24 protein-coding genes and 1 riboswitch are annotated in these 25,972 nt (G+C 51.7%); of the genes, 17 read left to right on the top strand and 7 right to left on the bottom strand.

Annotated elements, in window-relative coordinates; genetic code table 11:
- Positions 1-27: 27 nt before the first annotated feature.
- Positions 28-783 carry an NAD(P)H-dependent oxidoreductase gene (locus tag ACN06F_RS13205; protein WP_038477307.1) on the top strand — a complete coding sequence of 252 codons (756 nt, stop codon included), beginning with the start codon at positions 28-30 and terminating at the stop codon, positions 781-783.
- Positions 784-791: 8 nt separating this feature from the next.
- Here ACN06F_RS13205 and ACN06F_RS13200 read toward each other — a convergent pair whose 3' ends face one another.
- Positions 792-1,769, bottom strand: coding sequence for a helix-turn-helix transcriptional regulator (locus ACN06F_RS13200; RefSeq protein ID WP_038477304.1), 978 nt, complete (start codon positions 1,767-1,769; stop codon positions 792-794).
- 188 nt (positions 1,770-1,957) lie between these two features.
- On the opposite strand from ACN06F_RS13200, the gene ACN06F_RS13195 reads away from it, so the two are divergent.
- The 4 genes from ACN06F_RS13195 to ACN06F_RS13180 all read left to right on the top strand — a co-directional run bounded on the left by ACN06F_RS13195 (position 1,958) and on the right by ACN06F_RS13180 (position 5,423).
- The gene (locus ACN06F_RS13195; RefSeq protein WP_038477301.1) at positions 1,958-2,593 is read left to right on the top strand and encodes a glutathione S-transferase family protein; all 636 of its coding nucleotides are present in this window, start codon (positions 1,958-1,960) and stop codon (positions 2,591-2,593) included.
- A 199-nt stretch (positions 2,594-2,792) separates the two neighbouring features.
- Positions 2,793-3,497 (top strand): 5,6-dimethylbenzimidazole synthase, encoded by a 705-nt coding sequence (bluB, locus tag ACN06F_RS13190; RefSeq protein WP_038477298.1) that lies wholly within the window; start codon positions 2,793-2,795, stop codon positions 3,495-3,497.
- A gap of 111 nt (positions 3,498-3,608) precedes the next feature.
- Entirely contained in the window at positions 3,609-3,989 is a 381-nt protein-coding gene (locus ACN06F_RS13185; RefSeq protein ID WP_038477295.1) for a DUF1294 domain-containing protein, read from the top strand.
- Between the two features lie 81 nt (positions 3,990-4,070).
- On the top strand, positions 4,071-5,423 hold the full coding sequence (locus tag ACN06F_RS13180; RefSeq protein WP_038477292.1) for a DUF2252 domain-containing protein: 1,353 nt from the start codon (positions 4,071-4,073) through the stop codon (positions 5,421-5,423).
- 19 nt (positions 5,424-5,442) lie between these two features.
- Here the strand turns inward: ACN06F_RS13180 and ACN06F_RS13175 are convergent, their stop codons facing one another.
- The 3 genes from ACN06F_RS13175 to ACN06F_RS13165 all read right to left on the bottom strand — a co-directional run bounded on the left by ACN06F_RS13175 (position 5,443) and on the right by ACN06F_RS13165 (position 9,097).
- Entirely contained in the window at positions 5,443-7,242 is a 1,800-nt protein-coding gene (locus ACN06F_RS13175; RefSeq protein ID WP_271911037.1) for a GGDEF domain-containing protein, read from the bottom strand.
- A gap of 296 nt (positions 7,243-7,538) precedes the next feature.
- Positions 7,539-8,588, bottom strand: a complete 1,050-nt coding sequence (locus ACN06F_RS13170) for an SPFH domain-containing protein (RefSeq protein ID WP_038486155.1) — start codon at positions 8,586-8,588, stop codon at positions 7,539-7,541.
- Between the two features lie 14 nt (positions 8,589-8,602).
- Positions 8,603-9,097 (bottom strand): NfeD family protein, encoded by a 495-nt coding sequence (locus ACN06F_RS13165; protein ID WP_193060215.1) that lies wholly within the window; start codon positions 9,095-9,097, stop codon positions 8,603-8,605.
- 178 nt (positions 9,098-9,275) lie between these two features.
- Between ACN06F_RS13165 and ACN06F_RS13160 the strand changes: the two genes are divergently transcribed.
- On the top strand, positions 9,276-9,992 hold the full coding sequence (locus ACN06F_RS13160) for a trimeric intracellular cation channel family protein (RefSeq protein ID WP_084183582.1): 717 nt from the start codon (positions 9,276-9,278) through the stop codon (positions 9,990-9,992).
- A 74-nt stretch (positions 9,993-10,066) separates the two neighbouring features.
- On the opposite strand, the gene ACN06F_RS13155 is transcribed toward ACN06F_RS13160, so the two are convergent.
- On the bottom strand, positions 10,067-13,030 hold the full coding sequence (locus tag ACN06F_RS13155; protein WP_433924071.1) for a hypothetical protein: 2,964 nt from the start codon (positions 13,028-13,030) through the stop codon (positions 10,067-10,069).
- Between the two features lie 107 nt (positions 13,031-13,137).
- On the opposite strand from ACN06F_RS13155, the gene ACN06F_RS13150 reads away from it, so the two are divergent.
- The 5 genes from ACN06F_RS13150 (at position 13,138) to ACN06F_RS13130 (ending at position 18,531) form a co-directional block, all read left to right on the top strand.
- A complete protein-coding gene (locus ACN06F_RS13150) occupies positions 13,138-13,845 on the top strand; it encodes a DUF3581 family protein (protein ID WP_038477280.1) in 708 nt (235 codons plus the stop codon).
- A 127-nt stretch (positions 13,846-13,972) separates the two neighbouring features.
- Positions 13,973-14,959, top strand: a complete 987-nt coding sequence (locus tag ACN06F_RS13145; RefSeq protein ID WP_433924070.1) for a TRAP transporter substrate-binding protein — start codon at positions 13,973-13,975, stop codon at positions 14,957-14,959.
- 1 nt (position 14,960) lies between these two features.
- Positions 14,961-15,524: a TRAP transporter small permease gene (locus ACN06F_RS13140; RefSeq protein ID WP_038477273.1), complete on the top strand. Its 564-nt coding sequence runs from the start codon at positions 14,961-14,963 to the stop codon at positions 15,522-15,524.
- 28 nt (positions 15,525-15,552) lie between these two features.
- Positions 15,553-16,818: a TRAP transporter large permease gene (locus ACN06F_RS13135; RefSeq protein ID WP_433924069.1), complete on the top strand. Its 1,266-nt coding sequence runs from the start codon at positions 15,553-15,555 to the stop codon at positions 16,816-16,818.
- A gap of 213 nt (positions 16,819-17,031) precedes the next feature.
- On the top strand, positions 17,032-18,531 hold the full coding sequence (locus ACN06F_RS13130) for a CoA-acylating methylmalonate-semialdehyde dehydrogenase (RefSeq protein ID WP_120386539.1): 1,500 nt from the start codon (positions 17,032-17,034) through the stop codon (positions 18,529-18,531).
- 49 nt (positions 18,532-18,580) lie between these two features.
- Here the strand turns inward: ACN06F_RS13130 and ACN06F_RS13125 are convergent, their stop codons facing one another.
- Positions 18,581-19,288 (bottom strand): hypothetical protein, encoded by a 708-nt coding sequence (locus ACN06F_RS13125; RefSeq protein WP_433924068.1) that lies wholly within the window; start codon positions 19,286-19,288, stop codon positions 18,581-18,583.
- 199 nt (positions 19,289-19,487) lie between these two features.
- Between ACN06F_RS13125 and ACN06F_RS13120 the strand changes: the two genes are divergently transcribed.
- From ACN06F_RS13120 to ACN06F_RS13095, 6 genes are all read left to right on the top strand, one after another.
- Positions 19,488-20,069 (top strand): peroxidase-related enzyme, encoded by a 582-nt coding sequence (locus ACN06F_RS13120; RefSeq protein WP_095603902.1) that lies wholly within the window; start codon positions 19,488-19,490, stop codon positions 20,067-20,069.
- A gap of 99 nt (positions 20,070-20,168) precedes the next feature.
- A riboswitch (TPP riboswitch) is annotated at positions 20,169-20,276 on the top strand.
- The gene (locus tag ACN06F_RS13115; RefSeq protein ID WP_433924067.1) at positions 20,266-21,654 is read left to right on the top strand and encodes a sodium:solute symporter; all 1,389 of its coding nucleotides are present in this window, start codon (positions 20,266-20,268) and stop codon (positions 21,652-21,654) included. Its footprint overlaps the riboswitch before it by 11 nt.
- A gap of 34 nt (positions 21,655-21,688) precedes the next feature.
- Positions 21,689-22,657, top strand: a complete 969-nt coding sequence (corA, locus tag ACN06F_RS13110) for a magnesium/cobalt transporter CorA (RefSeq protein ID WP_038477255.1) — start codon at positions 21,689-21,691, stop codon at positions 22,655-22,657.
- Between the two features lie 132 nt (positions 22,658-22,789).
- Positions 22,790-23,368: an NnrU family protein gene (locus ACN06F_RS13105; protein ID WP_433924066.1), complete on the top strand. Its 579-nt coding sequence runs from the start codon at positions 22,790-22,792 to the stop codon at positions 23,366-23,368.
- Positions 23,369-23,500: 132 nt separating this feature from the next.
- Entirely contained in the window at positions 23,501-24,667 is a 1,167-nt protein-coding gene (locus tag ACN06F_RS13100; RefSeq protein WP_038477250.1) for an alcohol dehydrogenase catalytic domain-containing protein, read from the top strand.
- Between the two features lie 11 nt (positions 24,668-24,678).
- On the top strand, positions 24,679-25,728 hold the full coding sequence (locus tag ACN06F_RS13095; protein WP_120386542.1) for a proline racemase family protein: 1,050 nt from the start codon (positions 24,679-24,681) through the stop codon (positions 25,726-25,728).
- Here the strand turns inward: ACN06F_RS13095 and ACN06F_RS13090 are convergent.
- Entirely contained in the window at positions 25,725-25,946 is a 222-nt protein-coding gene (locus tag ACN06F_RS13090; RefSeq protein WP_120386543.1) for a DUF1289 domain-containing protein, read from the bottom strand. The two genes, ACN06F_RS13095 and ACN06F_RS13090, sit on opposite strands and share 4 nt — an antisense overlap.
- Between the last annotated feature and the right edge of the window lie 26 nt (positions 25,947-25,972).

Below are 25,972 nucleotides of genomic sequence, written 5' to 3'. Positions count from 1 at the left end.
CGAACCAATCAACAGGGGAGATGCAGTATGAATGTATTGGTTGTCTTGGCTCATCCTGAACGCCAGTCGTTTAATGGCGGCTTAGTGGATATCGCGGTAAAACAGCTAGTAGATGCTGGGCACTCCGTTGAAGTGGACGACCTCTATGCCGAGCAGTTTGATCCGGTGGAGCGCTCTGAGCTCTATCCGTATAAAACCGCAGATGCAGATTATTTCTATCCTCTCAACGAGCAGCGGGCTCACTACGAACAAAACGCCTTAGCGCAGGATGTACAGCGTGAATTGGCGCGGCTGGAGTGGGCAGATTTGGTGATCTTCCAATTTCCTTTATGGTGGCACGCCCAGCCCGCCATTCTGAAAGGTTGGTTTGATCGTGTGCTGGTATATGGCGGACGCTATACAAGCCGCATGCGTTACGATCACGGCTACTATCGTGGCAAGCGAGCAATGCTATCGGTAACCACTGGTTCACCAGAAAAGGCGTTTCAGCCCTTTGGCCGCGCTGGCAATATGGTTCATTGGCTATGGCCAATTCATTCATCGCTGTACTACGTTGGCTTTGAGGTGTTGGCTCCCCAGGTTAGCTATGGCATCCAGGGAGGCGGCATTCGCTATCAAGAGGAGGCTGAAATCATTGGCCACTTGGAGGCATGTAAAGGAGCTTGGGCTTCCCGGGTTGTAAGTTTGGATGCCGAGTCACCCATTCCCTTTACGGGCTGGAATGATTGGGACGCTGATGGTGTTTTAGGCCAAACAGCGCCGCTGCGCTGGCGACTAAGTTGATCTCGCTATTAACTAGCGTCGCTAACGGAGTGTCGACAACTTGCCAGTAAATCATTGGCTCGTTCACGCAAGGCATCCTTCAACGCCGTTGGCTTCAGTATGGTGAACCGAAACGGGAGCTGTGCCAGCCAACTGGCAAGCCATTCGAAGCTGTCGGTTTGAGTATTGATTAGCAGACCGCCTTCCACCTGTTCGAGGGGGCTTGCGCACAGAGCCTGGAAACCGAATACCGCATTAGCTGTGGGGAGATCGGTGTGGAGTATTAGTGATACCTCATAGGGTTGGCTCCAGGATGACAAACTGTCACTTAAAAAATCGGCTGCATCGAAATTGGCTGGGCGGGTAAAGGTATCGCACTGAAGCTGAACATTGCTGATACGATCCAGACGAAAGGAGCGCATAGCCCCCCGCAGATGGCATAAACCAGCGACATACCATCGTCCCCGCTGAAAAACCAAGCCGTAGGGGTCAATCCTTCGTGCTATTGGTCCCTGCTGTGGAGAGTGGTAGATAAGCCCCACGGTTCGCATGCTTTCTGTGGCTTTGGTCAGTGTTTCAAGGGCTCGGTTGTCAAGGCTGGGCGCACCCCGAGGTAGGATTACCCGAGTGGTATCACTGACACCCCGCATGCGACTCTTAAGGTTGGCGGGCATCACGCGCTCAAGCTTCGCCTGAGCACTGGCAATGGCGGGTGCTGCCTCCGTAAGGCCAAGTTGGTGGGCGGCTAGCAACCCCAGGGATATAGCGAGGGTCTCTTCGTCGGTAAACATCATGGGCGGTAGTTTAAACCCAGCCACTAATCGGTAGCCGCCATAACGTCCCTGCTCGGTCATAATCGGCACGCCCATGTCTTCCAGCAGCGTAATGTAACGGCGGATGGTGCGCCGGTCGACGCCGAGGCGTTCCGCTAGTTCGGCACCACCCAGCTGTCTATGAGCCTGCAATAATTCAAGCACAGCAAGCACGCGTGTTGTGGGGTTCGCCATGCGGCCTTCCTCCTGGAACGAGTTTTGAAGCCTGAACTCAAGCATTGCAAACAAATTAAATTATTGCGTTTATATAGGACAAGTTATCACCTATTTACAAATTAACCTGATCTCGCAGTAGCTCACGTCATCTGAAGCATTGACGGAAGAAACATTGACTGAAGAAGTGACTGAAAAAGGAGATCAGCATGTCAGAACTAATTTTTTACACTCACCCTATGTCCCGTGGCCGCGTAGTGCGCTGGATGCTAGAAGAACTGGGTATTTCCTACGTCACAAAGACCATGGAATACGGCACTGAGATGAAGAGCCAGGAATACCTAGCCATTAACCCCATGGGTAAAATACCGGCGATTAGGCATGGCAACATCGTCGTCACCGAGGTGGCGGCCATCGTTGCCTATCTTGCAGATCAGTTTCCAAGTAAAAAACTAGCGCCGCCGCTGGAATCACCTGAGCGCGGTGCTTACTATCGCTGGCTGTTTTTCATAGCCGGTCCCTTTGAAATGGCCACCAGTGCAGTCGCCTATGGGTGGAACATTGATGACAGTAACGCCCAGGCCGTTGGTTGTGGCCATATAGACGACAGTATTAATACCCTGGAAAGGGCGCTGGAAACGTCGCCGTATATCTGTGGCGATCAATTCACTGCAGCGGATATCGTGCTCAGCAGCTACCTATGGTGGGGAATAATGCAGAAAAATATTCCGCCAAAAGAGGTATTCAAAGAATACATAGAACGCACGGAAAGCAGGCCTGCCGCTAAACGCGCGAATGCAATAGATGACGAGCTGGCTACGAAAATGAAGCCTGTTTCATTCTAACGATCTGTGTTATTGCCCTGGCCGGTGATGTTGGCGGGCTGGGGCGTTAGCAGGTATATGGCAGTTGATAGAGCGTGTATTCCAGATCATACGACTCACCGCTGCTTGGAATCTAACTCTGTATTGCTCTATTCATGAACGCAGCGAAGTTCTGGGGTAGGCTGCACCTATATTTGTATTATCAAAGGCCTTACACCCAATGAGTACCCCGAGTCACCACTTTTCAGATGCTGAGAAGCGCGGGCTATACCGCGCCATTTATGAACGGCGCGATGTGCGTTCACAGTTCTTGCCCGACCCGATTGCCCCGGAAATTCTGGCCAAGCTTTTAAAGGCAGCCCACCATGCTCCCTCGGTAGGCTTTATGCAGCCCTGGGATTTCATTGTGATCGAAAGCCGCGAGGTTAGAGCGGCGATAGTGGCGATGTTCGAGCGAGAAAACCAAAAAGCCGCTGAGCGGTTTGAGGGAGAGCGCAAGGAGCGCTACAAAGGATTGAAGCTCCAAGGCATATTAGAAAGTCCGATTAACCTCTGCATTACTTGTGACCGCAGCCGGGGAGGCCCCCATGTGCTAGGGCGCAATAGCATTGTGGATACCGACCTATTTAGTACGTGTTTAGCCGTGCAAAACCTCTGGCTGGCAGCGCGGGCAGAGGGCATTGGTGTTGGCTGGGTAAGTATTCTTGACCAAGATCAGCTAGGCACGGCGTTGAAGTTGCCTGAACATGTTTATCCGTTGGCTTATCTTTGCCTTGGCTACGTCAGCACGTTTTTAGATCAGCCCGAGCTGGAGGCAAAAGGGTGGCGCTCCCGGCTTTCATTAAATGAGTTGGTGCACAGCGATGGCTGGGGCGGTTCGTTGGCAGAAAGCCCGCTTTTAGCTGCTTTGCAAGAACACGAATAGCCGAGCTTTTGAGCGGTGGGGCGTTCGTGAGTGTCTGCGTTGATTTGCTGTCGTTGTGATGGGGGCTCATCAACAGAATAATCGAGGCTCAAGGAAAGGAGCAAAACACTCATGTTGAATAGAAAGGCTAGCGCACCTCGGCACGTGAAAGGCACTGTGGGGCGGTCACTGGTCATAACGCTGACATTTTTTGCGCTACTGGCCGCCGCGGTCGTCATCGAAAAGCTACCTATGTGGTTGCTGTTCATCTACCTAGCGGTCAGCGTGGTGACATGTCTTACTTATGTGGTAGATAAATCCGCCGCACAAAAAAACGCGCAGCGGATTTCCGAAAATACCTTGCATGTGTTGTCACTATTGGGCGGCTGGCCTGGGGCAATGGTTGCACAGCAATGGCTTCGCCACAAAACACAAAAGCGCGCCTTCAGGCGTATATTCTGGATGACTGTTTTGGTCAATCTGGCGGTGCTAGTTAGCTGGACATGGGCATAATCTGCTAATGACTTATTCTGTTAACGTTTATCGCCTACGCTAATAGCAGACTGCTTTTTACGCACCGATAAAGGCACCGCGATGAGCCATGCATTAACCGGGCATAACCGCCCACAACAAGTGATTGAGGCAATTCAGCAGGTGAATGCGCCGCTCAATGCAGCGCACCGCCAAGCAAAGTACGCCAAAATGGCCGTGTCTCCCTACCGATTCTTTCGTGGAACTAATCACTTGTATTGGCAAGACGTTTGGCACGACTGGCGCTTTGCGCTATTCGGTGGATGGCCTAATACCCAAACGTGGCTTCAGGGCGATGCGCACGTTTATAACTTCGGCGCTTATGGTCATCACGATGACCAAGTGCGCTACGGTATGGATGACTTCGATGACGCGTTGATAGGTGACTATCAATACGATGTATGGCGGTTGGCGATCAGCGTGGTACTGGACAGCCGTGAAAACGCCGCGTTAAGTGCTAAAGCGACGGCTAAAGCGCTGAAAAAGTTGTTAGAGGGGTATATCCATACGCTAGCTGTTTATAGCCAAGAAGCTTATGAAAAAGATAAGCTGACTAACGAGCAACCTATTGAAGCGGTGACTCTGGATAGCGCCAAGGGACCATTGAAGGCCTTCATGGGCAACGTCGCTGATAAGCAGAGTCGGGCGCGTATGCTGGAAAAATGGACAACCCTCGATAGTCAGAAAGGGCGCATGTTCGCTGAGCGCTCTGGGAAGCTTGCGAACTTACCAGCAGATGTCGCCAGCCAGCTGCGTCGTTTGATTGAGCAAGAATATCAACAGACGTTACAGCACCCGATCAAAGAGAGTGACCCAAAACATTTTCGTGTCAAAGACACCGTTCGCCGCCTTGGTGCGGGAACGGGGTCGTTAGGCGTAGAGCGTTATTATGTTTTGATTGAGGGTGGCGCGGATCATGAACACGACGACGTTATATTAGATGTTAAAGAACAAGTAGCACCGGAAGCTTATGGCTTAATGAATAAAGCCCAGCAACAGGCGTGGCGAAAGTTATTTCCTAATGAAGGCATTCGCCATGCAGCGGCATTTCATGCCATTGCCGAACACCCCGATGCCTACTTGGGTTGGCTGACCATGAATGGCAAAGTTTTTTCGGTGCGGGAGCGCTCTCCGTTTAAAAAAGATGTGCCTACTCATAAGCTTTCAGGGGGAAAGTCTTACCGTAAATTAGCGCGCCAATGGGGTGAAATTCTCGCACGTGAACATGTGCGCGGTGCTCAGGCGCTTCACCGTGGTCAGTCAGCACCATTTGCTAACGCGGTATGCCAACGTTTAGAAGGTCGCGAAGCGCAGTTTATTGAGGTAGTGACGACCCTGGCAATTGCCTATGCCGACTGTGTATCTCAAGACTATAAGGTGTTTGTGGAGCACTTTTTGAAGACAGATTCTGCTTAACAATCCACGCCATTAACGTTCATAGTGTTTGTTGTTTACCGAATAAAAAGCCTTTATCTTCAAGAGAGTCTTCCCAGACAACACAGCGGTTTCGCCCGCTGTGTTTTGCTTGATAAAGTGCCTCGTCGGCAAGTCGTAGCAATGTCTTGGGGTCTTGGGTGTGATCAGGGTAAGTGGCGATACCGCAGGAAAGCGTGATCTGCCGAAGCGGTATACCCTGATGAGCAAATGCCGTTTGCGAGATGGATATTAGCAGTGCTTTTGCTCTGGATTCGGCAACAGTTCGCGATGTGGCAGGCAGCAAGGCAACAAATTCCTCCCCACCAAAACGACAGATGACGTCGAGATCACGTAGATGTTGTCGCAGCAACTGTGCAATATCCACCAGAACGGCGTCTCCTGCATCATGACCAAAATCGTCGTTGATCTGTTTGAAATAGTCCACATCCAGCATCAGTACAGAGAGTTGGCTGGTAGGCTGTCGTACTCGCTGGCACTGGTGCTCAAATGCTGAGTCGAAGTGGCGACGATTATGCAGACCCGTCAATGGATCTTTGCGGGATAGGCTATCTAACTCCTGAACGAGTCGGTCAAGATCAGCGGTACGGGACGCTACTTGTTGCTCAAGAGTTTCATTTGCAAGGGCAAGTTGTTGTTGAGTATGGCGATAGTGCCACAGAAAAATAGCAGCGTTGGCGACAGTGAAAGCTAATGTTCCATAGCTTAAAGGAACGCTGCGCCAGGCTACAAAACCATGGGCGACGGCCATGTCGGCTAACAGCAGTGGGGCGAAGAAAGTAAAACTCACTACTAGTAGTCGCTGCTCCACATTCAGCCATTGAAAGCGCATGAGTGCTAGCACCAACATGACAGGGAGCGAGATGGCTAGCATGACGTCAAAGATGGGAAAAGTAAGCGAAAGACTGATCACGCCCAACAAAACTAAACCCATAGCGAAAACGAGGTATAGCAGATGGGTAACCCATAGCCGTGTGATCCAGTGTTTGGCCGTGCCTTCCAGCCAGTTGCTGAGTAATAAGCCCAATGCCACTGGCAGTGTATAGTAGCTGCCCGCTCGCAACATGTCCCAACCCAGAGCGCCATCTGAAATTAGCTGGCGAGCAGGAGTTTCAGCAAGCAACATCAACCCTGAAGCATAGGCAAACAGCGCAATGGCACCAAAGCCTTGGCGTTGTGGCCCTATCAACGCGAAAATAGTTGCCAGAATTGCCAGCACCAACACCAGCGCACTCACGCCAAGATCCTGAGCGGAGTCGTGAATAACCTGATTTAGTACATCACTACGTTCCATCACTTGTACTTGGCCCCATAGACCGATGCTGGTGTAGTAAGAGTAGAAGCGAAAAGTGAGCAATTGCCCGGCAGCATCGTCGGGTAAGTCGATCATATGCCAGGGCCAACCTGCAAAGCTCCCCTTACCCTGAGCGTCAAACTCGCCGTATTGGTAAATAAGTTTGTCACCTAGATAAACCTGTCCGATAAGATTCATGCTAGTGATAAAGAGAACTGGATCGTTCCAGTCTCCGGAGGGTAGCGTCGTGCGTAACCAGAGATGTTCGTGCCCCTCGCGGCCAGGCGGGTTAAGTGGAGAGTCAATCGCCTGCCACTCGCTTGCGTTGCTGTGCAGCCATAGAAGGCGATTATTTGAATCCTGAGGAGAATCGCCCCAGCGATATTCCCAACTTTGCAGTGGTTGTGGCGGGGAAGCAGCGAAAAGCCCGCTTGGAAGCATCACAAGCGTGGTCAGTATTAGGAGCAGCTGAGTGTAATGACGTATGGCAAGCCAACGAGGCAGCATGATGAACGTCTAATCCTCTGATTATGATCCTTCTTCTTGTAAGTACTTCAATCAAAGCCTACGAGTTGATTGAGGCGCACATGAGGCAAACAGCAAAGATTCTTCCCAGTTTAACTAAAAATATGCCCAAGGCGATGGTTGTTTCGTCAACGTTAATAAATGTTTCTAGGAAGTGGCGAAATGAGCTGGGCCTCTGTTGGCCCAGCCTTGGCAGGTTTTGCGTCGCTGATAGAAATAGCTGATAGAAGTAGTTGATAGAAATAGTAACTAGCGCAGTATTATTAAAAGCATACTTTTTAAGTGGATGCGGCGCCGCCTACGATGCCGCTGCGGAAGCCGCTCTCGCTGCTGTTGCGATTTTTGAGATGGTTGGCGACAGTATCTTCAGGTGATCCTGCCATTTCGCGGAACATACCCATTGAGCCCAGTAGAGCAGAGGACTCGTAAGGCACGAATACCCGCTCACCATCTTTCGCCATGTTGGGCAGCCCTTTGATATAGCTTTGGCCAAGTAGATAGCCAACTACGGTGCGCTTGTTCTCTTCGCTATCGCCGATGGCACTAAGCACGAGTTTGATGGATTCCTGCTCACCTTGAGCGCGTAAAATCGCCGACTCTTTATCCCCCTGGGCGTTAAGAATGGCCGACTCACGCTGTCCTTGAGCCATTGCAATGGCTGCAGACTTTTCACCTTCTGCTTCTGTCACTGTGGCGCGGCGTTTACGTTCAGCAGCCATCTGCAGGCGCATCGCCGACTCTACCTCTTCTGGCATGGCGATATCCTGCACCTCTACCCGAGAGATTTTGACACCCCATTTGGAAGCGGGCTCTTCCATCGCTGCCTGGATTTCATTGTTAACTTCGGCACGAGACTCAAACAGTTTATCTAGCTCCATCTTACCGACCACTGAGCGAAGCGTGGTTTTAGCCAAAACCTCGACTGCTTGGCTCATATTCTCTACTTCATAGACAGCTCGTTTAGGGTCGATAATTTGATAGTAAAGCGCGCCGTTGATCCTCACGGTGACGTTATCCGTGGTGACGACTGGCTGGCCCGGGAAGTCCATGACCGTTTCACGGCGGTCAATGCGGATTTCATCGCTGGTAATGGCTGTGTAGTCTTCGCCCATTTTGCGATAGCGCAGCATTGTGATCGCGCGTGGCTGCTCAATAAACGGAATAATGATGTTGATGCCGCTTTCAAGTACGCGATGAAACGAACCTAATCGCTCAATCACCATCACTTCTGACTGGCGAACAATGACCAATCCTTTCGAGATGATGAGCACGCCAATAACGACAATAATCAGGCTGATAAGCAGGCCTGGGCTAATTGATAAATCCATGAGGTTATTCATGCTTATGGCTCCTTGCGTGGGGAAATTGCATCCTGGGGGCTAGCGTTATCTGGAGGTGTCAGCGTCACTAAGGCCGTCGTACCTTCAAAGCGCTTAAAGATGACTCGGGTTCCTGGCGGCAAGTTGGTATCACCGCTCTCAATGACACGCAAACGGTAGAAATCACCGTTCACTTTAATGCCAGTGGCGTTGTCAAAGTCGCGAACCAGTGTTTTGTAATGATTACCTTTTTCAACGCCCGTGCCGGTCGTGCCGTAGGCCACACCTTTTGGCGAAAAGCGCGGACGAATAACCATAACGCCTAAAGGCACTAAGACACCTGCGAAAATCCCCATACTAAGTAACTGCCACGGCAGCGATAACCCTAGTGCAGTTACCGCAGCGGTCAGCGCCGCAGCAATTCCCAGCGCAAGCAGTAACATTGCGCCAGACGTTAATTCTGCGAGACTTAGCAGCAGAGCAATCACCAGCCAAGTATAAGCAGGGTTCCAGTCCATGTGTGCTCCTTGCTGTTTATGGATGAAGCTGTCCACTAGCCTAACCTACTCAGCGTATATTGGCCTGCGTACTGCATGACAGCCACTGATTAGTGATCTCATCTTCTTCGCTATGACCCGAGTACTCATAGGAGTGCTATCCTGCTCGCCTTATTAGCATGTCTCCAAGGAGAGTCGCGTGTCGGGTGTGATTTATTGGTTGGATATGGCGGGTGTCATCGTATTCGCCTTGTCAGGTGTGATTTTAGCCTGTCGTTCGCGAATGGACCCCTTCGGCATGCTGGTGCTGGCGGCGGTGACCGGCATTGGCGGCGGCACACTCAGAGATTTGGTGCTGGGCGTCCGTCCGGTCTTCTGGGTGACTGATCCGACCTATTTGTGGGTGATATTAGCCACAGTGGGTGTGTCTTTGGTGGGGTTTCACTATATTCATCGCCTCTCTCGGGGCTTTTTGCCCGTTGCGGATGCGTTTGGGCTGGCGCTATTTACTGTCATAGGCACCCATAAAGCACTGCTACTGGGCACATCAGGCGTTGTGGCGGTGTTAATGGGCATGATGACAGGGGTAGCGGGTGGTATGATTCGTGATGTGCTAGCCCAGCGGGTGCCCATGGTGCTCCGTGAAGAGATCTACGCAACGGCAGCCTTGGCGGGTGGCATGGTGTATGTGGTGTTCGATGCGTTAGAGGCGCCGCTAACCTTTGCGATTGCAGCTGCATTAACGGTGACACTTGGGTTGCGCCTAGCGGCGATTCACTGGCATCTGGCGCTACCGGTATTTGCCTGGGTTACGCTACCACCGAAAACGCAAGATGAGGCTTCGGCACCGCTATCAACCCCTCAGAAAGCTAAAGAGCGAGTACGGATGATCCGGCGAGAGCGTAAAAAACGTTAGCCGGGTGGCCTTCCTTTGGTGATGCCGTGAAAGGAAGGCGTGTTTGCCTCTGCTTCCTTCTTTTTCTTTGTCTTTCAAAACGCATTTGCTTCTCGCCAGCGATCAAACCAGCGTCTTGGTTGCAGTACCTTTAACGTGGGTTCGCTGTCGATCAGCTCTACACCTATCCCTAGAGCGCCAAGGTGTGCATAGAGCGCACCATTGGCGCTTTTTTCAGCTAAGGTGACATCGGAAAGCAGCAAAAGTGGTCCGCCGCTAAGCGTGAGATCATGTAGGCGTATGCGTTCGCCGTTGATCTGAAGCTGCGCGCTACCGTTAATGTCATGCACGTTTAATAACCGCCCCAGCCAATCACTTTGTCTGGCGCGGGCGAGAAAGAGCCGGGCCAGTAGCCCGGTGTCGCGCATGCCAAGACGCAGTTGGCTGGTTAGACGAATTGGGTCGTCCCACTCAAGCTGCGCTTCTTCCATAGTGAGTTGTACCCACCAGCCAGCATCTTGTGTGCCTTCCGAGCTTTGCCGAAAGACGTTTTCAAGACGCAGAAACGAGTCATTGGCGTTGAAACGCCGTGTCTCTAAATCACCTTCGGTGAGTTGCAGATGCAGTTCAACATCGCCTTTTAGCTGCTGATCAAGTAGCGCTAGTTCGGCACCAAACGCATGCAGTGTCATGTCGCCCTGTGCGGTAAGCCCATCCAGCAGCCATTCGCTGGTTAGGCTAGCTTGGCCGCCCAATAAGGTAACCCCGGCATTTTCAGGTAGGTAACGGTTATAGCGGGTGAAGTCGGGCACCTCCGTAATAGGCAGTGCGATGCGAGTAGTGAAGAAATCGGGCTCTGGCGAGTCCAGCACGTCACTGAAACGTTCAGTTTCGGTTGTGAGGGCAAAGTGGCGGCCTTCCAAATGGGGGCGGTCATCGTCCTGGCGCATAAGCGCAAAGTGTGGAATGCCTAGTGAAAGCTGGGCCTGCTCAGACGTGTCGAGCTGGGCAGTCAATTCGCCACGCCCAGTGGCGACGTAATCTAAAAATGCCACCTCAAGCTGATTGGCATTCACTCGTAGGCGGGTGGGGGCAAGTAAATGGTCATTACGAAAAGCCCCTTGAGCGAACAGTTGGCCGTTACCCGCAATTGCCAAGCCATGGGCGTCGGGTAAAAAGGTATTTAAGAATCCCAGCTGCTGAATGCTACCTTCGAGTGAAAACTCACCACTGAGCGGTTTATCTTCATCACCGTTACTGTCGCTGCGCTGAAAACGGCCGTCATTGAGCACTAAAATACTCTCTAAACGCTCATTGGTAGACTGCGTATCCGCCACTTGCCAGCGCAGACGTGATCCGCTGATATCAAGCCTTGTGCCATCAAGAGCAGCTTGGCGAATGGCTAACCTAAGCTGTGCGTCGCTTTCCAGTACGCCGTTCTGTTCAGTGTGTTGCCAGCGGGTGGCTAGTTGCTCTCCTGTTAAAAAGATCTCACCGCGCATTTGATCGGCGGTGAAGTCGAGCTGTCCACGGCTAGTCGCTTGGCCGCTAAGCAATTGTAATGGAGCCGGGTCGGGCAGGGCGGCTTTAAGATAAGTTTGTAACACGCTGATGTCAGGTAAGCGCGCGGACTGCCAGGTTAGGCGGGCAGTGGCGTTTTCTCGCGCTAGCGCGGGGTTCAGTGGGCTAAGCGCATTCAACGTAATGGCCGCGTCCGCCATCAACGTTCGCTGATGGTGGCTAAGGGTGGCGTCAGTGAAGGTGAGTGTCGCGTCTATCGTCTCTTCGCTGGACAGTTGTGCGGCCAACGAGCCACTTCCTTGAGCCGTGAAATCAAGTAAATTAGCCGCGAGTGTTGGTGCTTGAATCGCTAAGAAGGCGTCATGAGGCTTGGCGTCACGTAGCGTCACGCTGGCTTCAATTTGGCCGTTACCTTCAAGCCGAACCCCTTGGCCATCAAAAGTGTGTGCCAGATAGCGATCAAGCATGTCCAGGCGAGTGACGTCGCCTTGTAGTTCCAACAAGGCGCCAGTGGGCAGATCTAACTGGTCTAAGCGTTGATTGGGCATACTGGTCGCTAGGCGAAGTTGCGTATTAGTGGCATAAGGGTGGGTATCCGCCAAGACGACATTGATGAGTTGCGTTGAAAAGTTGAGCATGTTGTCTTCTACCGCCAAGCGCACGGCGCCTTCACCAACGGCGGTGTGGAGCGGAAGCGGTGTTTCTGCAACCAACCAACGCAGGTCGTCTGTTTCGCGGGGTTGCAGGCGCTGTTCGTTCACCGCTAAGCGTAATTCGGGGGCATTTAAGGTTAGCTCGCTGCCATGCTGTAGCTTGCCATCGCTTAGGTTAAGTTCTCCCGCTAAGTTGCCGTGACCATCAAGTGTCAGCCAGGGCAGCGCTTCTAAATAGGGCATAAATACATCCCAAGCATCTGCCTGCGCTGCGAGGGTCAGTTGTGCGGAGAGGGCGCTGAGCAGTTCAGCGGTGAGCTCTGCGCGGGGAATTTGCGCGGTAGTAACACTGTCCAGAGAGGCATCTGCGCGCAACTGGATATTTTGTACTAACGAGGCTTGGTCGCTAAGGCGTATTAGGTGACCTTGGCTGATATCCAACGACACACTTGGAACGGCTAACGCAGCGCGACTTAGCTGGGTATCCGCCACCTGCAGCTGGCCTTGTGCCTCGAGAGCAATATCGCCTACTGTCAAGCGGCGAAGCCCGTTGGCATCGAGTGTCTGTATGTGTAGTTCGCCGCGCAGAAGTGCTAGTAACGACAGCGAAAGCGTTGCACGTTGGGCTTCAACGGATATCGGCAAGCTGTCGTCTTCCCGTGCTAAGTAGAGGTTCTCTACTTCCCAGCGCCCTGGGTGAAGGCTGTTTGCATTCGTCCAGCGTACTTCGACCCCCTCAATTTGAGACAGCCGTTTGGGTAGCCATTGGCTATTCAGCAGCCAAGAGCTGCCAAATACCCATACCAATGCCGCTATCAAAGCGCTTAATAGCGTGAGTAGTAGGATGCGGGGTAGACGTTTTGACCTAAGGTACTTGTTCGGCATACGGGCTTCCTTGCAGATGACTCCTGTCGGCGCGTGTTTTATGGCATTATGCGCGTCGTGGGGCCGTAATGGGTTTTCGATTTCAACGCTAGGCAGGCAGCAAAGCCATGTTCAAGGATTTTTACGCGCAACGCGGAGAGTATGTTGTGATCTCTGCTGAGCAGGCCAGCCGTTTCGCTAAGGGCGTGGCCGGCGATTACAACCCGATTCACAATCCAGATGCGCGCCGTTTTTGCGTACCTGGAGACCTGCTATTTACGCTGGTGCTGGTGAAGTTTGGGTTGTCGCGACAAATGGAATTTCGCTTCACCAATATGGTGGGAGCTGATACACCACTCAAGTTTAGTGAAGAAGCGAATGGTGATCTACTTGTCTGCGATGAAGGAGGCAAATGCTACCTGCAGGTGACTCGTGGGGGGGAGATTACTCACGATGAAGCGGCTATTGAGGCGTTTGCCCGCTGCTATGTGGCGTTCTCAGGGAAGAACTTTCCTCACTATTTAAAGCCTTTGATGGAGCAGCACGGGGTAATGTTTAACCCCAAGCGCCCCTTGGTTATTTACGACAGCATGGGGTTTTCCTTAGAGCGCTTAGACGGTTTCTCGCCAAACTTAGCCCTAACGAGTTCATCGTTAGAGGTTCAGGGCAAGCGTGCTGATGCTTTACTTGAGTTCTCGATTGAGTCTGCAGGAGAAGCGGTTGGAGTAGGCTCGAAGAAATTAGTGGTCAGCGGCTTATGTGAGTATGACGCGACTGAAATGGCAGCGATTGTTGATGAGTTCTACCGCTTAAAAGCGGCTTACGAAGCGGCGTAAGTAGCTCCGTTGCGTTAGCGTAATGGCGGGTGCCATTAACGCTAACGCTAAGGTATTCTCAAAGCCTATCAATTAAAAAAACACGCGAAGCGTTCTAGGCGCTTCCGCTGGATACAAGAGGCTTTGCATGAATCGCATCAAAACGCTTACGCTTGCCTGCGCAACAGCCACGCTCGCCGTTTCAGCCATGAGTGCTCAAGCGCGGGATTTTCGTCTCGGCCTTATCACGCCTGCACAGCATCTATGGTCTACCGAGGCGGAAGCCTTTGCCCAAACACTTAACGAGCGCTCTGATGGCGAGCATAGCGTTAGTGTTTTTCCAGCTCAGCAGCTTGGCAATGAAGCGCAAATGGTTCAGCAGCTGCAAACCGGCGCGTTAGATATGGCTTTCTTGACGATTGCCGAAATTTCCAACCGTATTCCCGATTTTGGCGCACTATACGCACCTTACTTGGTTGATGACGTTAATCACGCGGCACGGCTGTTGCGTTCTGACGCGGCTGGGGAACTACTCGAATTAATGCCACAAGAAGTCGGCTTAATTGGCGTTGGCTACGGCATGGTAGGCATGCGCCAAGTGCTCAGTCGTGACCCTATTGAAAGCGCCGACGATCTGCAGGGGCAGCGTTTACGTATTACCCCTTTCGAGCCGATTCGTGATTTCTATACGGCTACTGGTGCTGCCCCTGCACCCATGCCGCTATTAGAAGTATATGACGCGCTGGCTAACGGTCAGGTCGATTCCATTGATATGGATTTCGACTCTATTTTGATTTTGAAATTCTACGAGCAGGCAGAAAACCTGCTGATTTCTAACCATATGATGTTCCCTATGGTGGGCGTCGTGTCTGGGAGAGTATGGCGCGATCTTTCTGAAGAAGATCGTGAGCTGATTGATACTGCGATGGCTGAGCATCTAGAGAACGTGCTGGTGGGTTTTGAAGAGAAGGATGCCGCTCAGGAAGAGGAAATTCGCGCCTTGGATATCAACATCGTTGAAGCGGATGCTGAGTTTTTCTCTGACGCCATTGCACAGTGGGAAAACATCTGGGCGCCTAAGGCACCTATGTTAGAAACGTTACGCGCCGAAGCTGACCGGTTACGTGACGAGTAATATGCTGCAACGTTTTTCATCAGGGCTTGCACGCTGTGAAGAGATTGCCGCCGCTGCTTTAGCAGCGGCGGTTACCTGTCTGATTCTCACCAATATTGCGTTTCGCGCGCTAGGTAGTCCGCTTTACTGGATTAGCGAGCTGGCAATTTATGCCATGATCTGGATGACCTTTTTGATAGCCGCCACGGTGTTTAAACGCCGCCAGGGGATAGCGGTCACGTTGCTGAGTGATCTGCTACCGCAAACCGGCCGGAAACTGATAGGTATCTGGGTAGATGCCATGGTGCTGTTATTTGCTCTGCTGTTAGCGTGGCTCTGTTGGCGTTGGTATCAGCCACTTGCACTGGTGCAAGCGGGGTTTGATACCCGTGCTTTTCAAGGGCAAACATTCAATTTTATTTACGCTGAAAACACCTCCACTCTTGGCGTTAAAAAATTCTGGGCGTGGTTAATTGTGCCGTGGTTTGCATTTTCCCTTAGCCTGCATGGCTGGACAAATCTTATCCAGTCACTCAAACAATGGCGAACCCCGACCCAAGCACCCACTGCCAAAACGCTACGCTAATCCTGCTTACCCTATTGACGGTCCGTTTATGACGATTGCTGTTTTTTTGCTGCTGTTGCTCGGCGCTGTGCCCATTGCGCTAGTACTGGCATTGACTGCCATGTGGTATATCCAGATGTCAGGCAATACGGTGTTGTTTGATTCGTATCCACAGCAGCTGTTTAGCGCCATTGAAAGCTATGGATTGCTGGCGATTCCGTTATTTATGTTGGCGGGCGAATTAATGAATGAAGGCGGTTTAACTCGCCGTTTAATTGCTCTAGCGCGCATTTTAGTAGGAGGGTTTCGCGGTGGTCTCGCCTATATCAATTTAGTCGCCAATATGATGATGGCGGCGATTATTGGTTCGGCAGCCTCGCAAATTGCCATTATGTCCCGTGCGATGGTGCCAGCAATGGAGCAGGAAGGTTACGACAAATCCTACAGTGCGGCGATTACCGCCGCGGGTGGGCTACTGTCGCCGATTATTCCACCTTCCATGCTGTTTGTGTTGTTTGGCGTCATGGCCCAAGTGCCTATTGCAGAAATGTTTATTGCGGGGTTGCTGCCGGGGCTGCTCTTGGGAACAGGCTTTTTTATAGTGATTGCCTTGGTAGGCTTGGTTCAGCAATACCCTAAAGGCCAGTGGCCGACTCGCTCTCAGGCACTTCATGACCTGCTTTGGGGGCTACCAGCACTGCTCATTCCAGTGATCATTATTGGTGGCATCCTATGGGGAGTTGCCACGCCAACCGAGTCGGCTGCGCTGGCCTCTCTAGCGGCTTTAATCATGGGCCGCTTTGTATACGGTGACCTGCGTTTAAGCCAGCTACCCCAGGTGCTAACTCGCACGGCGATTAATGCTGGGTTGGTCATCATGCTGATTGCCGCCGCTGGCGTGTTTGGCTGGGTGGTGATTTATGAGCAGCTTCCGCAGATGGCCGCCGCATGGATTGCCGCGTTGACCAGCGACCCCTTCGTGTTCTTGCTACTGGTGATTGGCGCACTGCTGTTAGTGGGAATGGTGATTGATGGCATTGCGGCGCTAATCTTAGTGGTGCCGATTTTAATGCCCATTGCTCAAAGCCAGTTCGCTATTAGCCCCTATCAGTTTGGTGTGGTGGTGTGTTTAACCCTGGTGATGGGGTTGTTAACGCCTCCCGTAGGGGCAGGGCTGTTTATCGCTTCCTCAATGACGGGTGCGCCGCCGCTTAAAATATTTCGCTCGCTGCTGCCGTTTTTGCTAGCAACGTTAGTGACTCTTGTCCTTCTCGCCTGGTTGCCGTGGTTAACCAACGGGCTTATCCAGCGTTAATCGGCATCACATCCATTCCAATCTCTAAACTGATGTTCTCCACGGCGTTTATGATGCCTTTTAATGGCGGAACATCAGTCCTAGGCTGCTTACTCAGCGCTGAGTTGGCTAACTCTTTATCAAGTGGCTAATTGACGTTTACGTCAACTTACTGATATACCCTAGAGTTCATCTTTGCGTCTCATAACAAACACAACGTTGAGGAAGGAAGTCATGTCCGTTCGTGAAATCCCTATGTATATCGATGGCCAGCCAGTCATGTCACAAAGCCAGGATTGGCGTGATGTGGTCAACCCTGCGACTCAGGAAGTGGTTGCCCGCGTACCATTCTGTACCGCCGAAGAGGTGGAACGTGCGATTGCCAGCGCTAAAACAGCTTTTAAAGGGTGGCGTAAAGTGCCGCTTGGCAAGCGCATGCGCATCATGCTGAAACTTCAGGCACTGATACGCGAAAATACTGCTGAATTAGCCGCGCTAATTACCGAAGAGCACGGTAAAACCCTGCCTGACGCTGAAGGTGAAGTAGGGCGCGGTTTAGAAGTCGTTGAGCACGCTTGTTCAATTACGTCGCTGCAGTTGGGTGAACTGGCGGAAAACGCCGCGAATGAAGTCGATGTTTACACTATGCACCAGCCGTTGGGCGTTGGCGCAGGTATTACCGCCTTCAACTTCCCGATTATGCTGCCCTGTTTTATGTTTCCGCTTGCCATCGCAACGGGAAATACCTTTGTCCTGAAGCCGTCTGAGCAAGACCCCAGTTCCACCATGCGACTGGTTGAACTTGCCCATGAGGCGGGCGTCCCGGCAGGCGTTTTAAACGTAGTCCATGGCGGCCCAGATGTTGCCAACCAGATCGCCGATCATCAGGATATTAAAGCACTTTCGTTTATTGGCTCGACCCATGTGGGCTCCTTGCTTTACAACCGTGCAGCCGCCGCAGGTAAGCGTATGCAGTCGATGATGGGAGCTAAAAACCACTGCGTTGTTATGCCGGATGCCAACCGCAGTCAGGCGATTGATAGCCTACTCGGCTCGGCGTTTGGTGCTGCTGGTCAGCGCTGCATGGCTAACTCGGTTGTCGTGCTAGTAGGCGAGGCTCGTGAGTGGCTAAAAGATATTGAGGAAGGCGCGCGTAGCATGAAAGTCGGTCCTGGCACTCAGCGCGATGCAGACCTAGGGCCGCTTGTCTCACCTCAAGCGAAAGAGCGCGTTGAACGCCTGATTACAGCAGGTGAAAAAGAGGGCGCTAAACTACTGGTAGACGGCCGTGGCTGCACGGTAGATGGCTATCCAAACGGCAACTTTGTTGGCCCAACTCTGTTTGCCGATGTGACCGCTGATATGACGGTGTACCGGGAAGAAATTTTTGGCCCAGTGCTATGCGTGGTCAGTGTGGAGACGCTGGATGACGCGATTGCGTTTATCAACGCTAACCCTAACGGTAACGGTACGTCGATCTTTACTAACTCAGGCTGGGTAGCACGGCGCTTTGAAACCGATATCGACGTAGGCCAGATTGGTATCAACGTGCCGATCCCTGTACCCGTCGCGTACTTCAGTTTTACGGGTTCGCGAGCTTCCAAGCTTGGCGACTTGGGGCCGAATGGCAAGCAGGCAATTACCTTCTGGACGCAGACCAAAACGGTCACTGCCCGCTGGTTTGAGCCAGAAAATGTATCTAGCGGTATTAATAGCACTATTTCGTTGAGTTAATTGCACCATGAAAAAGCCCCGCGATAAGCGGGGCTTTTACAGTGTCGACTCAAGTATCCTGAAATAACGGCAGACTTCTTTTTAGGAGCTGGCCGATAGGGCCAAGCTGACTGGCGTGCATAACGAGAATGGTGGGAGCGGCAGTTGGCGTTTTTGAGTTGTGAGGAACTATGTGAGGAACTAGCAGCGCAAATTCACCTTCTTCGAGATGAAATTCATGCAGCTCACGCAAGCCATCGGGTGTTTCGCACTGAGAGCAGCGGTAGTTATCATCTTCGCCATAAACTAAGCGATGATACATTTTGAAGAGCGTATAAATGGCTAAACCGCCTTTCAAAGCAGGCCAGCGGGCAGGTGTGCTGCGCAGCTTGTCAGAAACGATGATGCCATCGGCTTCTGCGCTGGCGAATACGCTAGCTAGTGGTGCTGAGAGGAGCGACGTGCTAGCGCTTAACGACGTCTCGTGTTCTTGAGGGTTCGAGGAGACCTCGTTAACCACTCGGTGGAAATCATCTAATGAGGCAAGCGGGAAGTCCTTGTGCTTTAGATCACTTGGCTCGAAGCCGCCGTTTTCCCAGCCATGGATAACTCGGAGGGTGGCACGCGCGTGATGCATAGGCAGGGCAAGAAGGGTGTGCAGCATTACCCGGATATGAAGCTGACGCTCATCGGTGTCGTTTTTAAATGCGCAATAAGGGTCGGCAAAAAGAGTATGCAAGCGCCCAGGCGTATGCTCTTTGGCTTCGGAATAATGCATTTTGGTGTCCCTGTTAATTGCCGTTTGATGTATTTACTGCACGGCTTATAGGTCATTGAATAGTTGAGAGTATGGACAGCGTTAGCCGCGATTGAAAGTCACTTTGTTTAGTGTTTTGTTACCGAATCGCGTTATCCAACAACATAATTGTTTAATCAAAACAAAAATTTAAAGCTCAATTAGGAAGTGAGGTGTAACGATGACTAATCGACTTAGCCGTTTCCGTGTACCAGAAACGCTGGATGAACTGCCTGACGATATTCGTGATGCAATATTAAAAGTGCAAAGCAAGGCGGGATTTGTGCCCAATGTATTCTTAATGCTGGCGCATCGCCCTGAGGAGTTCCGCGCTTTTTTTGCTTATCACGATGCTTTGATGGAGCGTGAATCCGACACGCTGACTAAAGCTGAGAAAGAGATGATTGTTGTGGCTACCAGTGCTCGCAATCGTTGCCTCTATTGTGTTGTTGCCCATGGCGCGCTATTGAGAATTTATAGTAAAGACCCTTTAGTCGCTGACAATGTCGCTATCAATCATCTGGCGGCAGGGCTAAGCGAACGCCATCGAGTAATGCTGGACTTTGCATTGCACTGCGGGATTGAGGTTGGGGAGTTCTCTGCCGCGTGGCAAACAACATTAGAGAAAGTAGGTTTTACGCTAGAGGACTGTTGGGATATTGGCGCCATTGCTGCTTTTTTCGGCATGTCGAATCGGTTAGTGACCATGACGGGTACGCCCCCCAATGAGGAGTTTTATTTGATGGGACGCCTACCGCGTTAGTAGGATAAAGACGCACATCTAGGCGTGACTCGCGAATAAATTTTACTAACGCCCAGCCTTTACTAACGAGCCGCTTTCGCCGAGGATAGCGTCTCCATTCACTGTCGCCAGGGGAGCCCGCAGCTGTTGGGCTGAGAATGCGCACTGCGCAGACCCTGGAACCTGATCCGGTTCATACCGGCGGAGGAAGTGCGACATGCCTTACCTAACGTCAGCCGTACTTGGTGCGGCGCTATTCTGTTTTGCTTTTCTGGGCCTGCGTGCACGTCATGTGCAGGGGTCGCTTGATGACTATGTCACAGCACGAAACTCGCAAACCGCTTCCACACTTGGATTCTCCTTTTTAGCCTCGGGAATGGGCGCCTGGATTCTGTTTGCGCCGCCTGAAATTGGTGCCTTTGTTGGTCCTTTAGCGTTGGCAGGCTATGCCATTGGCTCTGCGCTGCCGTTTATCGTGTTGGGGTTGTACGGACCAAAAATTCGTCGTGCATTGCCAGAAGGCAGAACCATCGCCGAATTCGCCCACGCTTGTTACGGCAAGGGGGTGCGTCATTGGGTGCTACTGGTATCCGTAGCCTACATGGGCTGTTTTTTAGCAGCGGAACTGACGGCGATAGGTGCCATTACCGCGCTGCTTTCCGATGTACCACCTGCACTAGTGATTATTGGCGTTGCGCTCACTACCTTGGTGTATACGGTGATTGGTGGGTTGCGCGCAAGTCTCGCAACGGATCGCTGGCAGGCATGGCTTTTACTAGCCCTGTTATTAGCCGTAGGTAGCGTTGCGATTTGGCGGCTACCAACCATGCCGAATGACGCAGTCATGCCCTCTATTCCTATTGCAAGTGCGCTCAGTGTTGCCCTGACGCTCGTGATTGCGGTGACCGCCGCCAATCTTTTTCACCAGGGCTATTGGCAGCGTGTATGGGCTGCCCAGGATGACCAGAGCTTAGGTCGTGGCGCTTGGCTAGGCGGCGGTCTGACCGTACTGGTTGTGATGGTGATCGGCGGTGTCGGCATCATGGCCGCCATGAGCGGTGTTGCTTTGGGAGAACCACCTATTCCTTTCTTTGCGCTGTTAACAGATGCGCCTGCCTGGGTGGCATTACCTGCATTGGTGTTGGCAGTCACGCTAGTGACCTCAAGTGTAGATACGCTGCAAAACGGTATAGCGTCTCTGATAGTTGGGCGTGGCGGTGAACAACATGCAGCATCTTTAACGACCGCACGTTGGATAACGGTCACAATGATGGTGCCGGTGGTATTTATTGCCCTGCAAGGACTGTCAGTGCTGCGACTCTTTTTGATAGCAGACCTACTTTGCGCTGCCATCGTGGTGCCTGTGCTGCTCGGCCTATGGCAACGTATGACGCCAATGGCGGCGATTGGTGGCGGCATGGCTGGGTTAGTAGGGGCAATACTACCGGGATGGCTAAGCCAGGGAAGCATCGCAGCTGGCATCATGGCGGCTACCTTTCCAGGCAGTATCCCAACGTTGGGGCCTTTTCTAGGGGCGTTGCTGGCGTCTATTGTCGTCAGCGTTACAATGGCATATCTGCCTAATCGACGAAGCGTTAGGCCGTAACGTTAAGCCGTGAGCCAACTTAACAGGGACGATCATGATTCGCAGCCTACTAACGACGTCAGAAGGCGATGTGCGCGAAGGCGATGAACGCCTAATCGATGACTGGCAAGCAATGCCCGGCAGCCACCTATGGATAGACATGAAAGGTGAGCCTGAGGAGCGCGAACGCCAGCTATTGGAGCGTTTTGATTGTCATCCAATGGCAATTCAAGATGCCCACAAAGAGCGCCATCCGCCGAAAATTGAAGAGTTTGAGCACCATACCCTGATTATTTACCGAGGTATTTCGTCGTTTGATGCTCAGCTAAACTTTGTGCCTCAGCAGGTGTGCCTCTTTATTGGAGAGCGTTTTCTAATCACGCTGCACGCCGGTGAGGCGCTTAGTATTGAACGACTCTTTAATGAGCACGGGAAAACGCTGCTGGCGCTATCTCCCGAGCGTGTCGCACTGAAAATTATGTACACTTCGGCAGGCTTCTATATCGATAGCTTACTGGAGTTTGAGAGCGAGCTAAGCGATATAGAAGATGAGCTTTTGGAAGATGGTAACGATGTGCTGATGCGGAAAATCACCGCCTATCGTTCACGATTAGTAAAGATGCGCCGTGTTTTTAGCTACCACAAAGGCATTACCCAAGAGCTTACAGCCTATGACTATGCCCATCTGCCTCGCGGAGAAAGTGAAACGCTGCATGCCATCACGGATGTAGAGGAGCGCTTTGAGCGCCTATATACACTGACACAAATGTATTACGACATTTGCGGTGATCTCATTGATGGTTACATCTCGATTTCCTCTCACCAGCTAAATATCACCATGCGGGTATTAACGGTGATTACTGCCATATTTGTGCCGCTGACGTTTATTGCCGGTATTTACGGCATGAACTTTGAGTATATGCCAGAGCTGCGCTATCAGTATGGATACTTTTTTGTTTGGGGAGCCATGCTGGGTATCGGTGGTAGTTTAATCTGGCTATTTAAACGCAAAAACTGGTTTTAAACCGAGCTGGTTTTAAACTGAGCCAGATGGTCGCCATCGGCGAAAAGTTGATAGTTCGCCATGTGATTTGAGCGCTAGTGTGGCATCCTCGCAGTCGACCAATGACCTGCAAATAACCTGAGAGCCACTTTTATGACGATCATGATTATTGGCCTGCTGATTTTTCTTGGCAGCCATTCTGTGCGTATCTTTGCTGAAGACTGGCGTCAGCGACAGATTGTTAAACACGGCGAAAACACCTGGAAGATAGCGTACTCCGTAGTGTCAGTGATTGGACTGGCAATTGCTATTTACGGTTTTGGCCAAATGCGCCTAGACCCTATCTACGTTTGGTTTCCCCCCATGGGCTTACGCCATGCGGTAGCACTACTGATGGTGCCTGCCTTTATTATGCTGGTGGCAGCCTATGTGCCGCGTAATGCTATCAAAGCGAAGCTTGGTCATCCGATTATGTTGGCCGTAAAAATTTGGGCATTTTCACACTTATTGGCTAATGGACGACTTGGCGATATCATCTTTTTCGCAGCATTTTTGGTGTGGGCTATTCTGGCCTTTAAGGCAGCCAAAAAGCGTGATCGCCTGCAGCCCGTTAACCCAGTGCCAACCTCGGCTCCCGCAACAATAGCCACCGTCGTTATTGGCTTGATAGCGTATGTTTTATTCGCACTTTATCTGCATACATTAGTTATTGGTGTGCCTGTTTTTAGCTAGTAACTATTAATAAACATTAACGGCGTCAATGGTTTATATCCGTTGACGCCGTTTTTTTTTTAACTCTTTAGTAATAGCAAAAGTTTGTTATTGTCAGCTAGGTTCATCCAACGTTTCACAGGGGAGAAATTTATGGCCGAAGCTGTACCTCAAGTACCGAAAACGATGTCTGCCATGTTGTTAACAGGCCATGGTGATGTAGATAAATTGCAGTATCGGCAGGATGTTATTACCCCTAAACCAGGGGCGGGGCAAGTGCTGGTTCAGGTAACGGCAACGGCCAAAAATAATACTGACCGAAAAGCGCGTGAAGGACTTTACCCTACGAAAGGGAAAGAGGAGGTCACATCGTTTGCGATGGGAGGCTCGCCCACACTGACGTTTCCTCGTATTCAAGGGGCTGATATTGCTGGACGCGTGGTGGCAGTAGGCGAGGGCGTGGATGCTGCTCGTGTTGGAGAACGAGGCCTGCTCGATTTTAATATTTATGCTGATGAGCGTCGCGATATCAATCTGACGCCAGATTATTATGGCCACGGGGCTGATGGTGGCTATGCTGACTTTGTCGTAGTACCAGCCGATCAGTTTCATCATGTTCCCAACCCTGAACTGCACGATGCAGAGCTTGCTGCGATGGGGATGTGCTCGTATCAGACGGCTTATCACATGATGACGTCTGCCAACATTAGCGCGGGTGAACGTGTGCTAGTGACAGGCGCCAGTGGCGGTGTTGGAACGGCGTTAATTCAGCTTTGTCGGATCGTGGGCGCTATTCCTTACGCTGTCAGCCAGCCGGATAAAGCCGATGCGCTTCTGGCGTTGGGTGCAGAAGTAGTCATCGATCGGGGTGATTTATCGACATTTGTTGAGCGTGTATTGGCGACCACCGATGGTAAGCCGATTGATGCAGTGATGGACTTGGTCGGTGGCCAGATGACCGATCTGTTTATCGATACCATGATTGTTGATATGCAAGGCCGTAGCAGTTATCCGCGGCTTTCCATTGCAGGTGCAAGTGGTGGCAATATCAGCGAGATTATGTGGACTCGCGTCTACTTGTACCAAGTGCAGATTTTTGGTGTTTCCCATGGCACTCGCGAAGAGGCTGAACAACTGATCGAGTGGATTCGTAGTGGGGCGCTAAAACCAGTACTGCACGCGGCCTTTAAACTATCAGATCTACATAACGCTGAGCGTTACTTTGTAAACCGTGGCAGTAACTACCTGGGAAAAATAGTTATTGTTCCTGATGCGCAGTGGGAAACCCATGGTGCACCGTTTGCCCTCACCACCGCCTAGGAGCAATGTTAATGAAGAATCTGCATACGATTCAACTGATGGATACTCATGCCGGTGGTGATGTTAGCCGAATTGTGACGGGGGGTATCGACGTACTTCCTGGTGCCACGGTACGCCAACAAATGGAATTTCTGCGTGATGATGCCGATGGTTTGCGGCGGCTGCTGCTAGAAGAGCCGTATGGTATTCCGGAGATGTCGGTAGATCTGTTGGTGCCTTCCTCGCATCCAGACGCCGTCGCGGGCTATATCATTATGGAAGTCATGGGCTACCCGATTTATTCGGGTTCTAACACGCTGTGTACAGCCACTGCTGTGTTGGAAAGCGGTCTTGTCCCCAAGAAAGAGGGGATTCAACGCTTTAAACTGGAGGCACCCGCAGGCTTGGTGCAAATTGAAGCAAAGGTGAGCAATGGGGTAGTAGAGTATGTTACCTGTGAAGGCCTGCCAAGCTATATCGACACCTATCGCGACACGATTCAGGTTCCGGAACTTGGAGCAATTACCTACTCAGTCGCTTACAGCGGTGGCTTTTATGCCTTGGTAGATGCTGAAGAGTTAGGCTTCAAGCTAGTACGCAGTGAGGAGCAGGCGCTTGCCGCTTGTGCTTATAAAATTGTTGAGGCGATCCAAGCGCAGCGCGGCTTTTCCCATTACACCCTGGGAGATGTAGGGCCATTGCCGTTTTTACATTTTATGGGGCCGGAAGAGAAAGTAGCTGAGGGCTATATTCGCTCGCGTTCAACAACGTATGTACATCCTGGTGTTATTTGTCGTAGCACCACTGGCACGGGCACCTCAGCGCGGTTGGCGCTGATGAATTATGAAGGTCGGCTGACAATCGGTGATAAGTTAGAAACCGTATCACTACGTGAAACGGGGTTTATTGGCACCTTCACCGGCACGCATCAAGAAGGCGCTTATCAAGTGGTGGAGAACACCACGACTGGCCGTAGCTATGTATTGGCAGAATCAAAAATCGTGATTAACTGCGATGATCCAATGGTGGCGTGTGGCGAACTTCATCACATTCTGAGTGACCGGCATACAGCAGAGGGCTAGCGCTCTTCTCTGCGTAATGTGTCGACATAGCCTGTTTGCTCAAGTCGCTCCCATACCGGGGTCTTCTCGGCCTCGGTCATACTTCCCCAGCAGGCAATTTCATCTAGCGTTCGGCCGCAGCCTCGGCACAATGAAGAGGCTGGATCAATGTTGCATACCTGAATGCAGGGCGACAGCGGACGAGCAGCGCAGAGTGTAGTGGATGAGTCGCTGGACATGATGGCTAAGCTCAATGCAGTGGTGA

The organism is Vreelandella sp. 21, assembly GCF_050995515.1.
GTDB lineage: Bacteria > Pseudomonadota > Gammaproteobacteria > Pseudomonadales > Halomonadaceae > Vreelandella > Vreelandella alkaliphila.
Note: the sequence above shows the minus strand (reverse complement) of the source record. Positions and strands in the feature narration are given on the sequence as shown.